13 protein-coding genes are annotated in these 13410 nt (G+C 71.8%); 8 read left to right on the top strand and 5 right to left on the bottom strand.

Annotated elements, in window-relative coordinates; translation table 11 throughout:
- Positions 1–61 precede the first annotated feature (61 nt).
- On the top strand, positions 62–454 hold the full coding sequence (locus tag ACQEV2_RS15515) for a hypothetical protein (RefSeq protein ID WP_433040684.1): 393 nt from the start codon (positions 62–64) through the stop codon (positions 452–454).
- Between the two features lie 83 nt (positions 455–537).
- Complete coding sequence (locus tag ACQEV2_RS15510) at positions 538–1980, top strand: S28 family serine protease (protein ID WP_433040681.1); 1443 nt, start codon at positions 538–540, stop codon at positions 1978–1980.
- 31 nt (positions 1981–2011) lie between these two features.
- Here the strand turns inward: ACQEV2_RS15510 and ACQEV2_RS15505 are convergent, their stop codons facing one another.
- Together ACQEV2_RS15505 and ACQEV2_RS15500 are read right to left on the bottom strand one after the other, a co-directional pair.
- Entirely contained in the window at positions 2012–2662 is a 651-nt protein-coding gene (locus tag ACQEV2_RS15505; protein WP_433040678.1) for a hypothetical protein, read from the bottom strand.
- A 141-nt stretch (positions 2663–2803) separates the two neighbouring features.
- A complete protein-coding gene (locus tag ACQEV2_RS15500) occupies positions 2804–4648 on the bottom strand; it encodes a glycoside hydrolase family 3 protein (RefSeq protein WP_433040675.1) in 1845 nt (614 codons plus the stop codon).
- Between the two features lie 425 nt (positions 4649–5073).
- Between ACQEV2_RS15500 and aroA the strand changes: the two genes are divergently transcribed.
- Together aroA and ACQEV2_RS15490 are read left to right on the top strand one after the other, a co-directional pair.
- The gene (gene aroA / locus ACQEV2_RS15495) at positions 5074–6309 is read left to right on the top strand and encodes a 3-phosphoshikimate 1-carboxyvinyltransferase (RefSeq protein ID WP_433040672.1); all 1236 of its coding nucleotides are present in this window, start codon (positions 5074–5076) and stop codon (positions 6307–6309) included.
- Positions 6310–6329: 20 nt separating this feature from the next.
- On the top strand, positions 6330–6995 hold the full coding sequence (locus ACQEV2_RS15490; RefSeq protein ID WP_433040669.1) for a GNAT family N-acetyltransferase: 666 nt from the start codon (positions 6330–6332) through the stop codon (positions 6993–6995).
- 44 nt (positions 6996–7039) lie between these two features.
- Here ACQEV2_RS15490 and ACQEV2_RS15485 read toward each other — a convergent pair whose 3' ends face one another.
- Both ACQEV2_RS15485 and ACQEV2_RS15480 read right to left on the bottom strand, forming a co-directional pair.
- Complete coding sequence (locus ACQEV2_RS15485; protein WP_433040665.1) at positions 7040–7909, bottom strand: maleylpyruvate isomerase family mycothiol-dependent enzyme; 870 nt, start codon at positions 7907–7909, stop codon at positions 7040–7042.
- A gap of 100 nt (positions 7910–8009) precedes the next feature.
- Positions 8010–8609: a DinB family protein gene (locus ACQEV2_RS15480; protein ID WP_433040662.1), complete on the bottom strand. Its 600-nt coding sequence runs from the start codon at positions 8607–8609 to the stop codon at positions 8010–8012.
- A 196-nt stretch (positions 8610–8805) separates the two neighbouring features.
- Between ACQEV2_RS15480 and ACQEV2_RS15475 the strand changes: the two genes are divergently transcribed.
- From ACQEV2_RS15475 to ACQEV2_RS15460, 4 genes are all read left to right on the top strand, one after another.
- Positions 8806–9402: a dihydrofolate reductase family protein gene (locus ACQEV2_RS15475; RefSeq protein ID WP_433040659.1), complete on the top strand. Its 597-nt coding sequence runs from the start codon at positions 8806–8808 to the stop codon at positions 9400–9402.
- Positions 9403–9504: 102 nt separating this feature from the next.
- On the top strand, positions 9505–10437 hold the full coding sequence (locus tag ACQEV2_RS15470; RefSeq protein WP_433040656.1) for a bifunctional helix-turn-helix transcriptional regulator/GNAT family N-acetyltransferase: 933 nt from the start codon (positions 9505–9507) through the stop codon (positions 10435–10437).
- Between the two features lie 133 nt (positions 10438–10570).
- Positions 10571–11371, top strand: coding sequence for a sugar phosphate isomerase/epimerase family protein (locus ACQEV2_RS15465; protein ID WP_433040653.1), 801 nt, complete (start codon positions 10571–10573; stop codon positions 11369–11371).
- A 125-nt stretch (positions 11372–11496) separates the two neighbouring features.
- The gene (locus tag ACQEV2_RS15460; protein ID WP_433040650.1) at positions 11497–12735 is read left to right on the top strand and encodes an MFS transporter; all 1239 of its coding nucleotides are present in this window, start codon (positions 11497–11499) and stop codon (positions 12733–12735) included.
- On the opposite strand, the gene ACQEV2_RS15455 is transcribed toward ACQEV2_RS15460, so the two are convergent.
- Positions 12716–13297: an RBBP9/YdeN family alpha/beta hydrolase gene (locus tag ACQEV2_RS15455; RefSeq protein ID WP_433040647.1), complete on the bottom strand. Its 582-nt coding sequence runs from the start codon at positions 13295–13297 to the stop codon at positions 12716–12718. The two genes, ACQEV2_RS15460 and ACQEV2_RS15455, sit on opposite strands and share 20 nt — an antisense overlap.
- Positions 13298–13410: the final 113 nt, after the last annotated feature.

Raw genomic sequence — 13410 nt, 5'->3', positions numbered from 1 at the left:
GCATACGCCGTGCGTCCGTACACCAGTACGCTCATTGCCGGTGTGCGGGGAGGACATCACAGTGGACAGAGGTGCGATACGCCGACGACTGGCGGTCGGTCTGGCCTTGCTGACCGCGTCCGGGCTGCTCGCGGTCGCGGCCCCGGGCCAGGCGCAGGCCGCCGCCCCCACGCGCTGCGAAGGGCGCAAGGTCAAGACGTACCCGTTCTCCACCGGCACCCTGTACGTCTACAAGCGGGGCGGGTACGTCTGCGCCATCACCAAGCCCAAGGACCCCGGCCGCAGGCAGTGGATGATGGTCAGCGTGCAGGCACGCCGTGCCAACCCCGTCGTCGACGAGTGGTACTACCGCTACCAGGCGGGGCCCGTGACGGTGCACGCCGGGCAGCGCTGCGTGTGGGTGAAGGGCAAGGTCGGGCGGGGTTCGGTGAGCAAGGGCTGGATTCTCTGCTGACGCCAATTCTCCATCTCCCCTGGTGCGCCGGTGAGTTGCTCCGATAGCTTCCGCAGGCACATCTGACTCACAGGGGAGGGTGCATGCGCAAAGCGCTCAGATGGCTGCTGGCGCTCACCGTGCTGATCGGCACGTTGGGCACGGCGGGAACGGCGGGCACGGCAGGAGCGGCCACCGCCGCCGGGCCGGAGGCCACCACCGACATCAAGGAAGAGCTGCTCTCCATACCGGGGATGAGCCTGATAGAGGAGAAGCCGTACACCGGCTACCGCTTCTTCGTCCTCAACTACACCCAGCCGGTCGACCACCGCAGCCCGGCCAGGGGCACGTTCCAGCAGCGGATCACCGTGCTGCACAAGGACGTCAGCCGGCCGACGGTCTTCTACACCAGCGGCTACAGCGTCTCCACGACCCCGAGCCGCCGCGAGCCGACCCAGATCGTGGACGGCAACCAGATATCCATGGAGTACCGCTTCTTCACCCCGTCCCGGCCCGACCCGGCCGACTGGACCAAACTGGACATCTGGCAGGCGGCCAGCGACCAGCACCGCATCTTCAAGGCGCTGAAGACCGTCTACTCCGAGAACTGGATCTCCACGGGCGGCTCGAAGGGCGGCATGACCGCCACCTACTACGAGCGCTTCTACCCGAAGGACATGGACGGCGTCGTCGCCTACGTCGCCCCCAACGACGTGGTGAACCACGAGGACTCCGCCTACGACCGCTTCTTCGCGGGCGTCGGCACCAAGGAGTGCCGCGACCGGCTGAACGCCGTGCAGCGCGAGGCGCTGGTGCGCCGGGAGCCGCTGGAGAAGAAGTACGAGGCGTACGCCGCCGAGAACGGCTACACGTTCAACACCGTCGGCAGCCTGGACAAGGCGTACGAGGCGGTCGTCCTCGACTACGTCTGGGGCTTCTGGCAGTACAACCTGCTGGACAACTGCGGTGACGACGCGCTGATCCCGCCGGACGCGAAGACCGCGACGGACGACCAGATCTGGACGTCCGTCGAGACGATCTCCGGCTTCGCCAACTACACGGACCAGGGCCTGGAGCCGTACACGCCGTACTACTTCCAGGCGGCCACGCAGCTCGGCGCGCCGACGATCCGCTTCCCGCACATCGAGAAGAAGTACATCCGCTACGGCTACCAGCCCCCGCGCAACTTCGTCCCGCGCGACATCCCGACGAAGTTCCAGCCGTGGGCCATGCGCGACGTGGACACCTGGGTGAAGCACAACGCCCGCCACATGCTCTACGTCTACGGGCAGAACGACCCGTGGGGCGCCGAGCCGTTCCACCTCGGCAAGGGCGCGCGGGACTCGTACGTCTTCACCGCCCCCGGCGCCAACCACGGCGCCCGCGTGGCCGGCCTCGTCGACGCCGAGAAGGCCTTCGCCACGGCCCGCATCCTGGACTGGGCGGGCGTCCCGTCCACCGCCGTGGCCCGGGCGAAGCCGCTGGCGAAGTACGACGCGAAGCTGGACGTGCGTGACGTGGAGCGGGAGCCCACGCTGCGGCCGTGACTCCGGCGCCGTGCCCGGCCGGTGTGCGCCGTCACACCGGCCGGGCGCAGCCCACCGGCTTCTCGCCGCCCAGTTGGACGTACAGGGCCGTCGACAGCGGGCACCCGGCTCGCTTGTCGACGGCCTTCGTCACCTTGTACTGCGGCTGCTGCCTGCCCTCGCCGTCGCACGACGTCTCGCGGACCTGGCCGTCGCCGGAGCCGTAGACACAGTCGCCGACGATGGTGCGGGGACCGCCTCCGCCGCCGGGGTCGCCGGGGTGGGGCGGGGTGAGGTTGCGCATGCAGGCGTAGCCCTGGGGGATCGCGCCGTCGCCGTCCTCGTCGGACACCTGGCTCTGCTCGCTGATGTGCAGGACGAAGTCCGTCGTCCCGGGGCACAGCGGCCCGTCGCCCACCGCGCCGTCGTGCCGCGCCACGACCCGCGCCGCCGCCCGCTCACCGGTGCAGGACACCTCGGTGAAGCTCGTCGTACCGAACGAACTGCACTCGTCGACGCCGAGGAACACCGCGCCGTAGCCCGAGGGCCGGCTCGGTGCCACCTGCTCCTCAGTGCGGCTGGGGCTCTCCCCGAGCCGCCCCTGCTCCTCCGCCGCCCCCGACGCACTCTGGCACCCCGTCAACAACACGGTGAGCAGCACCAGCAACGCCCAGGCCACCCCCGCAGCACTTGTCCCACGCATCGCACTCCCCCCGGGTACCCCCGTCCAGCGTGACCCGCGGTGGCGGGCGCACGCCAGACGTGTGGGGTCCTTTGCGCCGGTTGGGGGTGAGAGTGCCCGTTGTGTGGCGTACGGGTGCTACGCCCAGAGTGTTACGCCGTACTAGCTGCTGCCGTACGACAGCCCGTGCCCGACCGGATACAGCACTCGCGTCGGATCGTCCGCCCGCTGCACCGGCACCGGCAGCTTCCCGCGCGGCGCCACCCGCCCCGCGATCACCCGGGCGGCCGCCCGCAGTTCGACGTCGGTCCAGGAGTACGACGCCAGGTAGGCGGGGACGGCGGGCAACTGGGCCACGTCGTAGGGGTTGCGGATGGCGACCGCCACCACCGGCCTCCCCGTCCCGAGGAGTTCCCCGACCAGGGTCCGCTGCGCGCTGCCCGCCGTGACGTTGTACGTCCCGACCACCACCGCGTCCGCCTCCCGCGCCGCCGCGACGGCCCGGGCGATGGTCGCGGCGGAGGGTGCCGTACCGGTCGACAGGGCGGTCGCCGTGAAGCCCAGCTCGGTGAGGGCGGCGGCGAGCACGCCGGTCGGCGGTCCCGTGGTGCCGGACGGGGAGGCCGGGTCGGCGCCGACGACCAGCACCTTGGGGTGGGTACGGCGGGACAGCGGAAGCACCGCCCCCTCGTTGACCAGCAGGGTCGTCGTGCGGTCGGCGATGCGGTCGGCGGCCCTGAGGTGGGACGCGGTGCCGACGTTCTTCTCGACCCCGCCCTGGCTGACGTACGGCTCGTCGAACAGCCGCAGCTTCGCCTTCAGTCGCAGGATCCGCAGGATGGACTCGTCCAGCCGCGCCTCGGTCAGCTCGCCGTTCTGGACGGCCTTGAGGACCGCGTTCCACGCGATGTCGAGGGACGGCGGATTGAGGAGCTGGTCCACGCCGGCCTTGAGCGCGAGGACGGGGACGCGGTCGTCGCCGTACTTGGTGCGCACGCCCTCCATGCCGAGCGAGTCGGTGACCACCACCCCGTCGTAGCCGAGTTCCTCGCGCAGGATGCCGGTGAGGATCGGGCGGGAGAGGGTGGCCGGGTCGCCGGAGTCGTCGAGCGCCGGGACCATGATGTGCGCGGTCATGATGGAGTCGATGCCGGCGCGGACGGCGGCCCGGAAGGGCGGCGCGTCCAACGCGTCCCACTGCTCACGGGTGTGCGTGATGACAGGGAAGCCGTAGTGGCTGTCGACGGCGGTGTCGCCGTGTCCAGGGAAGTGCTTGGCGGTGGCGGCGACTTGCCGTCCCCGCTGGTATCCGGCCACCTCGGCGGCGACCATGCCGGCCACCGCGTCCGGTTCGGCGCCGAAGGAGCGGACGCCGATGACCGGGTTGGCCGGGTTGACGTTCACGTCGGCCACGGGGGAGTAGTTCTGCCGGATGCCGAGCGCCCTGAGTTCCTGTCCGGCGATACGGCCGAGGGTGCGGGCGCCGGTGCGCGAGCCGCCGGCCCCGATGGCCATGGCGCCCGGGAAGAGGGTGGCGGGCTTGCCGACGCGGCAGACAATGCCGTGCTCCTGGTCGGTGGAGACGAGGACGGGCAGGCCGCGGGGCTGGGTGAGGGACGCCCGCTGGATGCCGTTGGACAGGTCGGCGATCTGATGCGGATCGCGGGTGTTGTGCGCCCAGGCGAAGTAGATGATGCCGCCCACGCGGTACTTGGCGACCAGCTCGGCCGCCGTACGGACGCCGATCTCCTTGAGGTTGGCGTCGATGTCGGCCTGGTCGGGGGCGGTGGCGGAGTGGCCGTAGACCCGCATGACGAAGAGCTGGCCGACCTTCTCCGGCAGGGTCATCCGGGCGATGAGGGCGCGCAGTTTCCCGTCGTCGGGGGCGGCGGCATGGGCGGTGCCGCCGACGGCCAGGGCGGTGGTGACGCCTGCGGTGGCGGCGAGGACCGTACGTCTTGAAGGGGTTGCGGTGTCTCCCATGCTTCCCGTGCTGGTGTCGGGCACGTGCGCTCCTTCCGGAGGTGGTGCGCTGAAGGAAACTTCCGAGAAGTCACCAATAACCGGGAAGTTTCTGCCAGTCAAGGGAACGGGCCGTACCCGAAGACGGGAGGGAGAGGGGAAGAGGGGCCGCCATCGGCGCAGTTGGAGGGGGGCGCGCCGATGACGGCGTGCTGCCGGCCGCGGCACGGCGGAGAGGGTGGTCAGCGATCGCAGCCAGCAGCGAGGGCCGACACCGCACCACGGTGACTCTCCGGCAGCTCGCGTGTTGGACGAGCGGGGGTGGGGCTGGGTTCCCGGGGATGGCGGGAATCGGCGAAGTCGGTGAGCCGGTGGCGGACGTGACGTGTGAGCAACGGGCGAGGGTCCGGTGCGGGTCCATCCCGTGGACGCCGCGGCGGTGCTGACGACGGCCGGGCGATCATGAGCCCATGCCCGCAGTCGACATCCCCGGTTCCAAGTCCATCACCGCCCGCGCCCTCTTCCTGGCGGCCGCGGCCGACGGCGTCACCACCCTCGTACGGCCGCTGCGCTCCGACGACACGGAGGGCTTCGCCGAGGGACTGACCCGGCTCGGCTACCGGGTCGGCCGGACCCCGGACACCTGGCAGGTCGACGGCCGCCCGCAGGGCCCCGCGGTCGCGGAGGCGGACGTCCACTGCCGCGACGGCGCGACGACGGCCCGCTTCCTGCCGACGCTGGCCGCGACCGGCCACGGCACCTACCGCTTCGACGCCTCGCCCCAGATGCGCCGCCGCCCCCTGGGGCCCTTGAGTGCGGCCCTGCGTGACCTGGGCGTGGACCTGCGGCACGAGGAGAAGGAGGGCCACCATCCGCTGACAGTCGCGGCGGCCGGTGTCGAGGGCGGGGAGGTGACGCTGGACGCGGGTCAGTCGTCGCAGTACCTGACGGCGCTGCTGCTGCTCGGGCCGCTGACCCGCAAGGGCCTGCGGATCACGGTGACCGACCTGGTCTCGGTGCCGTACGTCGAGATCACGATCGCGATGATGCGGGCGTTCGGGGTGGAGGTGCGGCGGGAGGGGAACGTCTTCGTCGTCCCGCCGGGCGGCTACCGGGCAACGACCTACGCGATCGAGCCCGACGCGTCGACCGCGAGCTACTTCTTCGCGGCGGCCGCCGTGACGGGCGGCGAGGTGATGGTGCCGGGCCTGGGCGAGGGTGCCCTCCAGGGCGACCTGGGCTTCGTGGACGTCCTGCGGCGGATGGGCGCGGAGGTCGAGATCGGCGCGCAGGGCACGACAGTCCGCGGCACGGCCCAACTGCGCGGCATCACCATCAATATGCGGGACATCTCCGACACCATGCCGACGCTCGCGGCCATCGCGCCGTTCGCCTCCGGGCCGGTGCGGATCGAGGACGTGGCGAACACACGCGTGAAGGAGTGCGACCGGCTGGAGGCGTGCGCGGAGAACCTGCGGCGGCTGGGGGTGGAGGTGAGGACGGGCCCGGACTGGATCGAGATCCACCCGGGTACGCCTGCCGCGAGCGGGGCGCAGATCAAGTCGTACGGCGACCACCGCATCGTGATGTCGTTCGCGGTGACCGGGCTGCGAGTGCCCGGTATTTCGTTCGACGACCCCGGGTGCGTACGGAAGACTTTCCCCGGTTTCCACGAGGAGTTCGGGGCGCTGCGCGCGCGGTTGTGACGAGTGACGGGGGTCGACGGATGAGCTTCAAGCTGGAGGGGCCGGTCCTCGAGGGCGCGCTGGTGCGTCTGGAGCCGCTGGAACACCGGCATGCCGCGGACCTGGCGGTCGCGGCGGAGGAGGACCGCGGGACCTACGCGTTCACATGGGTGCCGAGGGCGGCGGAGATCGCCGACTACATCGACACGCAGCTCGCCCGCGCCGCGACGGGGAAGCTGGCGCCGTACGCGCAGGTCTCCGTCGCCTCGGGCCGGGCGGTCGGCGCCACCTCGTACTGGGAGCCGCGCAGCTGGCACTCCGACGACCGACTCGACGCCATAGAGGTCGGCTTCACCTGGCTCGCCCGCTCGGCCCAGGGCACCGGCATCAACGCCGAGGCCAAGCTGCTCCTCTTCCAGCACGCCTTCGAGGAATGGGGCGTCTCCCGCGTGGACCTCAAGACGGACGCCCGCAACGAGCGCTCCCGCGCGGCGATCGAAAGCGTCGGCGCCCGCTTCGAGGGCGTCCTGCGGAACTGGTCCCGTTCCTGGGCGCCGGGGGAGGAGGGGCGGTTGCGCGACTCCGCGATCTTTTCTGTCACGGCGGGGGAGTGGGCGGAGTGCCGGGGGCGGTTGGAGAAGCGGGTGGCCGGGTTTCTGACGCGGAGGGCGGCAACTCCTGGGCCAACGCCAGTAGTTGGGCTGTAGCTCTCGCGCCGAGGGCATTGGCTCGGCCGGTTCGTCTGTGCCGGTCAGTACACGATCGACACGATCCGGCAGGCGGCTTCCGCGAGTTGGCGGTTGCCGTCGATGTGAGTGTGGGGTGCGGTGAGCGCGTCGGCCGGTTCGAGGCCGCGGACGCACAGGCGCCAGGCGGTCTCCGCGTCGAGACGGAGGAGGGCGGCGGGGCGGCCGATGGGCGGTTCGGCCAGGGACCAGGTGCCCTCGGCGGTGGTGGCGGTGGCTGTCCAGACGCCGCCGGCGGGGCCGTCCACGTGGACCTGAATCCGGGTGCCGACGGGAGCGGCCGTGTCGCGCAGGGTGTGCGGCAGAGCGCGCATGAAGGTGTCCAGGACCACGGCGAGGGGCTTCGGGTCGGGGTCGGTGCCCCGGCCGGTGGCGTGGCGGATCTGCTGGCGGTGGGTCCAGTACTCGGTGAACTCCCGTGCGGTGTCGAGCCACATCGGCGCCGGGTCCGCTCCGGCCCAGGAGACCCCGAGCGAGGGCGCCGCCGGGTCGGTGCCTTCGAAGAGGCGGGCGACTTGTCCGCCGACCAGGTCGAGGGTGTCGGTGAGCGCGGCGGGGCTCACTCTGGCGTGGGCCTCGACCCACTCCTGGTTGATGCGGTGGATGTACGCCGCCAGATCCTCACCGGGCGCGAAACCGGGGCCCTCCCCGTACCCGTCACGGTGCCGGGCGAGGCGGCCGTAGCAGTCCCCCAGCACATGCGCGGCAACATGGTGCACACTCCAGCCGGGCACCGCCTCCCGTGACCAGTCGGCCGAGGCCAATCCGCGCAGGGTGGCGACGAGGGCGGCGTGCTCGGGGGCGAAGAAGGGGCGGGCGTCGATCGGAGGGCCGAGCCAGGGATGGCCGGCCGGGGGAGCGGGCTGCGGGTCCATGCACTGAAGGCTGCCGGAGGGGTGTTCGCTCGGCCAACGGATATGTGTCGGGAAGGCACAGGGCAGCCGCCGAACTCCCGAGCCGGCCCGGGCAGGCGAACTAGGCGTCCCGCCCCCGGCCGACGGCTGCCCGAGCCGCGAGCTCCACCCGCTCCCGGTGCTTCTCCCACCACTGCGCGTCCCCCGGCGCCATGTTGCCGTCCCCCGTGCGCAACCCCGTGGCCCCGTCGACGAGTTCGCGCACGATGTCCGCGTGGCCGGCGTGCCGATGGGTTTCGCCGACCAGGTGGACGAGGACGCGATGGAGCGTGATGTCGATCGGAGTGTCCCCGGGGATGCGGCCGACCGCATCCAGGGGCAGCGCCTCGATCGTCGCGTCCGCGTGGGCGCAGACCCTGCGATAGTCGTCGACTATCCGCTCACGCGTCTCGTCGGCGGTCGCCCACAGGTCGGCGTTCGGCTCGGAGGCGTCGCCGGTGATCCAGAGCGGAGGTGCCGGGCAGGGGCGTCCGAAGGTCTCGCCGAGGTAGAACGCCTCCGCGCCGGTCAGATGCTTGACCAGGCCCAGCAGGTTGGTGCCGGTCGGGGTCATCGGGCGGCGGATGTCGTACTCCGAGAGGCCGTCCAGCTTCCAGAGGAGGGCGTCGCGGGCGTCCTGGAGGCAGCGGCGGAGGTCTTGCTTGGGGTCGGTGGCGGTCATCGGGGCAGTCTGCCAGGTGCGTGATCTTCGTTCATCGGGGTTTCCCGTTAGCCAGAGCTTCCCGGTAGGTGCGCGCGCCCTCTGCCGAATCCCTGATTCCGCACATAGAACTCCCCCACCGATGAGTTTCCGGCCGCGTCCCGGTCTCTTATGCGTCATCATCCGTCCGAGATCACGAGAAACAGGAGTGCCTCCCATGCGCATCGTCATCACCGAGTTCATCAGCCTCGACGGCGTCGTCCAGGCCCCCGGCGGCCCCCAGGAGGACACCGACGGCGGGTTCGCGCACGGTGGCTGGTCGCACCCGTACTTCGACGAGGAGGTCCTGGGCGGCGTCTTCGATGCGGGGATGCAGAAGGCCGAGGCGCTGCTGTACGGGCGGCGGACCTACCTGACCATGGCCGGCGCCTGGCCCGAGCGCGCCGGGGACCCGTTCGCCGACCGGCTGAACTCCCTGAAGAAGTACGTCGTGACCGACACGCTCACCGACGACGAGCTGACCTGGAACAACACCACGCGCATCCCCGGCAGCGAGGCCGTCGCCCGGATCCGTGAGCTGCGCGAGAGCGAGGGCGGCGACCTGGCGATGATGGGCAGCCCCACCCTCGTCCGCACCCTCATCCAGGAGGGGCTGGTCGACGAGCTGCAGCTCATCGTGATGCCGGTGCTGCTAGGCGGCGGCAAGTCGATCTTCCCGGCGGACGGCGGGAAGCGGCCGTTCGAGCTCGTGTCCACGGTCACCGGGAAGACCGGCGTACAGGTGTGCGTCTACCGGCCGGCCGCCGAAGGGTAGCCGTGGGGGCGCGGGCGTCCTAGGCTCGATCCGACGGTATCTCTGACTGAGTCAAATATCGTGGGTCACCTGTCCACGGCAGACATCCGGGGGTCAACGCTCATGACTGTCCAGGACATCCGCGCTTTCAACCGCTTCTACACGAACGTCATCGGCGCCCTCGACTACAGCCGCCACCTCTACGCCCCGTACACCCTCACCGAGGCCCGCGTCCTGTACGAGCTCGCGCACTCCCCGCGGACCGACGCGGCCGACCTGCGGGCCGAACTCTACCTGGACGCCGGGTATCTGAGCCGGATCCTGAACAAGTTCGAGCAGGACGGGCTCATCGAGCGCACGACGTCCCGGCACGATCCACGCCGTCGGCGCGTCACGCTCACCGCGCGCGGCCGGGAGACCGGAAAGCTGCTGGAGGAGCGGTCGAGCGAAGCGGTCGGCGCGCTGCTGGCGACGGTGTCGGCGGCCGAACGGCCGCGCCTCGCCGAGGCGATGGCGACCGTGCGCACGATCCTGTCCCATGGTCGCCCGCCCCGCCGCGAGGACGTGCTCCTGCGCGAACCCGGCCCCGGCGACCTCGGCTGGATCGTGCAGCGCAACGCCGCGCTGTACGCCGCCGAGTACGGCTGGAACGCCGACTACGAGGGGCTGGTGGCGAGGATCGTCGCGGACTTCGCCGAGGATCATGATCCGCACCTGGAGCGGGTGTGGATCGCCGAGTTGGACGGGCGGCCGGTCGGCTCCGTGATGTGCGTACGGGACGAGGCACCGGGCACGGCCCGGCTGCGCCTCCTCCTCGTCGAGCCGGACGCCCGCGGCCTCGGTATCGGCGACCGGCTGGTCACCGCGGTCGTCGACTTCGCGCGCGGCGTCGGCTACCGCGACCTCGTCCTGTGGACCAACGACGTCCTGGCCGCCGCCCGCCGTATCTACCAGCGCCACGGCTTCGTCCTCGTCGCCGAGAAGCCCCACCGCTCCTTCGGCAAGGACCTGACCGGCCAGGACTGGCGCCTGGATCTGCAACCCACGGCGGAGTGACGAAGACTTGACTCGCGGGCGTCCGCATCCGGCCGGACGCCCTGACTCCCGAGCGTCCGCGTCCGGCCGGATGGACGTCCCCTGCGCCCCCTCCTTTCCCTGTTTCCCTTCTTTCCCTGGCAAGGTGGAAGGCATGAAACTGGCGTTCTCCACCCTCGGCGTCCCCGGTCTCCCCCTCCCCGACGTGCTGCGGCTCGCGACCGCGCACGGCTATCACGGCGTCGAGCTGCGCACCCACCCGGAGGAGCCGGTGCACCCGGGCCTCGGTGCCGCCGAACGGGCAGACGTGGCGGCCGAGTTCAAGGCCGCCGGCATCGAGCTGCTGGGGCTCGCCGGATACGCCCGGGTCGCCGCGCCCGGGGACGACGGACCCGTGATCGAGGAGATCCGCACCCTCCTCGACCTCGCCCACGACCTCGGCGCCGGCTTCGTCCGCGTCTTCCCCGGCGCCGACCCCGAGCAGAGCCGGCAGGCGGCGGACGCGATCGCCGCGCGGCGCCTGGGTACGGCCGCGGAGCACGCCGCCGACCTGGGCGTACGGATCCTGCTGGAGACCCACGACTCGCACCGCACCGGCGCCGAGGCGATCCGGGTCCTCGGCCTGGTCGGCCACCGCCACGTCGGGTCTCTGTGGGACGTCATGCACACCTGGCTGGGCGGCGAACAGCCCTCGGAGAGCTACGCGGCGCTCTCCCCCTACCTCGGCTACGTCCAGGTCAAGGACATCGCCTCCGCCGACGACCCGACCCCGCTGCCGCTTGGCGCCGGGGTGCTGCCGCTCGCCGAGTGCGTGGAGGTGCTCTCCCGGCACGGCTGGGACGGCTGGCTGTGCTGGGAGTACGAGAAGCGCTGGTACGAGCAGGCCGCCCCGCTGCCCGACCTGCTCGGCGCGGGCCGGGAGCATCTGTCGCGGTTGCTGAACGAGTCGGCGTAGGCGCGGACTTGCGGCGGCCGCTCCCCGTAGGCGGCCGCCGCGGGTAATTCGGTGGCCCGGCACGACGGCCGCCGTATAGCGTCCCGCCTCGTGCCCGATTCCGCCCCGCGCCCCGCCATGCCGTCATGAGTCTCGCCCGTACGTTGATCGACGTACGGCCGCTGCGCACGTCGCCCGTCTTCCGGCGGCTGCTGATCGGGCGGACGGTGTCGCTGCTCGGCGGCTTCATGACGATGGTGACCGTCATGTACCAGGTCTGGGACCTGACCCACAGCACGGTCTGGAGCGGTGCGGTCGGTCTCGCGCAGGTGGTGCCCCTAGTGGGCGTGGGCCTGCTCGCCGGGTCATGGGTGGACCGGGGCGACCGGCGGCGGATCTTCCTGGTCGCCACCGTCGGGCAGGCGGTCTGCGCGCTGCTCCTCGCGGTGCAGGGCTTCACCGGGGGTGTGCCGGTGGTCGGGATCCTCGCCCTGGTGGCGGCGGGTTCCTGTTTCGGCGCGGTCGGCGGCCCGGCGGCGGGGGTGTTCGTGCCGCGGCTGCTGCCGAAGGAGCAGGTGGCGGCCGGGCTGGCCCTCAACCACGGCACCGCCCAGGCGATGATGCTCGTCGGCCCCGCGCTGGGCGGGGTGCTCCTCGGCTGGTTCGGCATCGGCGTCTGCTATCTGCTGGACGCGCTGAGCTTCGGCCTCGCCTTCTACGGCGCGTTCGGCCTGCCCCGACTGCCGCCCGAGGGCGAGCCGTCGCGGGCCGGGCTGCACGGCGTGCTGGACGGCGTGCGCTTCCTGGCCGGCCACCGGGTGGTGCGCGGCGTGCTCGTCACCGACCTCGCCGCCACGGTCCTCGCCATGCCGGTCAGCCTCTTCCCCCTGGTCAACGCCGAACGCTTCGGCGGTGACCCGCGCACCCTCGGCCTGTTCCTGTCGGCCCTCGCGGTGGGCGGTGTCACGGCGACGGCCCTGTCGGGTGCGGTCACCCGGCTGGGCCGTCCCGGCCTGGTGATGCTGTTCGGGTCGGCGACATGGGGCACGGCGCTGGCGCTGTTCGGCCTGATGACCGACCCGTGGACGGGGCTCGGGCTGCTGGTGGTGGCGGGTGCCGCCGACGCCCTGGCGGTCGTCTCGCGCGGCACGATCGTCCAGACCCGTACCCCGGACGCCCTGCTCGGCCGGGTCACGGCCGCCGAGCAGATCGTCGGCCAGGGCGGCCCCCACCTCGGCAATCTGCGCGGCGGCCTCGTCGCCGGCTGGTCGTCCGGCGCGACCGCCCTCGTCACGGGCGGGCTGCTGTGCGTGCTGGCGGTGGCCTACGTCGGTACGAGCACGCCGGAGCTGCGGGACGGCGCGCCTACTCCGGACGAGCAATGATCTCCGCGGTGGGGTCCAGGCACCAGTGCAGTACCGCGGGCCAGGAGCCGTAACCGGCGTCGAGGTCGAGGTGGGCGGCGCCGGGGAGGATGTCGGTCGGGAGGGCGAGGGGGGTGCCGTAAACGGTGTCCGCGCCCTCCTCGCAGTACGGGTCGTCGTCGCCGGCGACCAGGCGGGTGGGGCCGGGGAGGGTGAACTCCAGCGACGGCGGGACGAATTCGGCGACCTCGGGGTGCCGCTCGAGCACCGCCCCGGACGGCGGGGCGACGAGCAGCACCCGGTTCACGGCGTCGAGCCCCGGCATCCCGCGCGCCACGGCGTGCAGCCACAGCACGGCGGACAGGCTGTGCGCCACGACGACCCGCTCCGACCCGGCGTCCAGCCCGCCGAGGTGCCGCGCCAACTCCTCCAGCCAGACCGCCAGTTCGGGGTCGTCCGGGTCGGGCAGCTGCGGATAGGTCACCTGGTGGCCGAGCCCGGTGAGACGGTCGGCGAGCCAGTGCTGCCAGTGGTCCTCGGGTCGGTGGTTCTGCCAGCCGTGGAGGATGAGGTAGGCGGTCATGGCGCCGATGGTTTCCGATCACGACCTCAGCGGTCCAGCCGACGTGACTCGTTCACGCTCTGTGCGGCCATGTCCTTGTCGCAGCTTGGGGAAGCGGAGCCAGATCCTCAGTC

The sequence above is a fragment of the Streptomyces sp. CA-251387 genome, assembly GCF_050936625.1.
GTDB lineage: Bacteria > Actinomycetota > Actinomycetes > Streptomycetales > Streptomycetaceae > Streptomyces.
The sequence above is the reverse complement of the archived record's forward strand: the minus strand, read 5'-3'. Positions and strand labels throughout refer to the sequence as shown.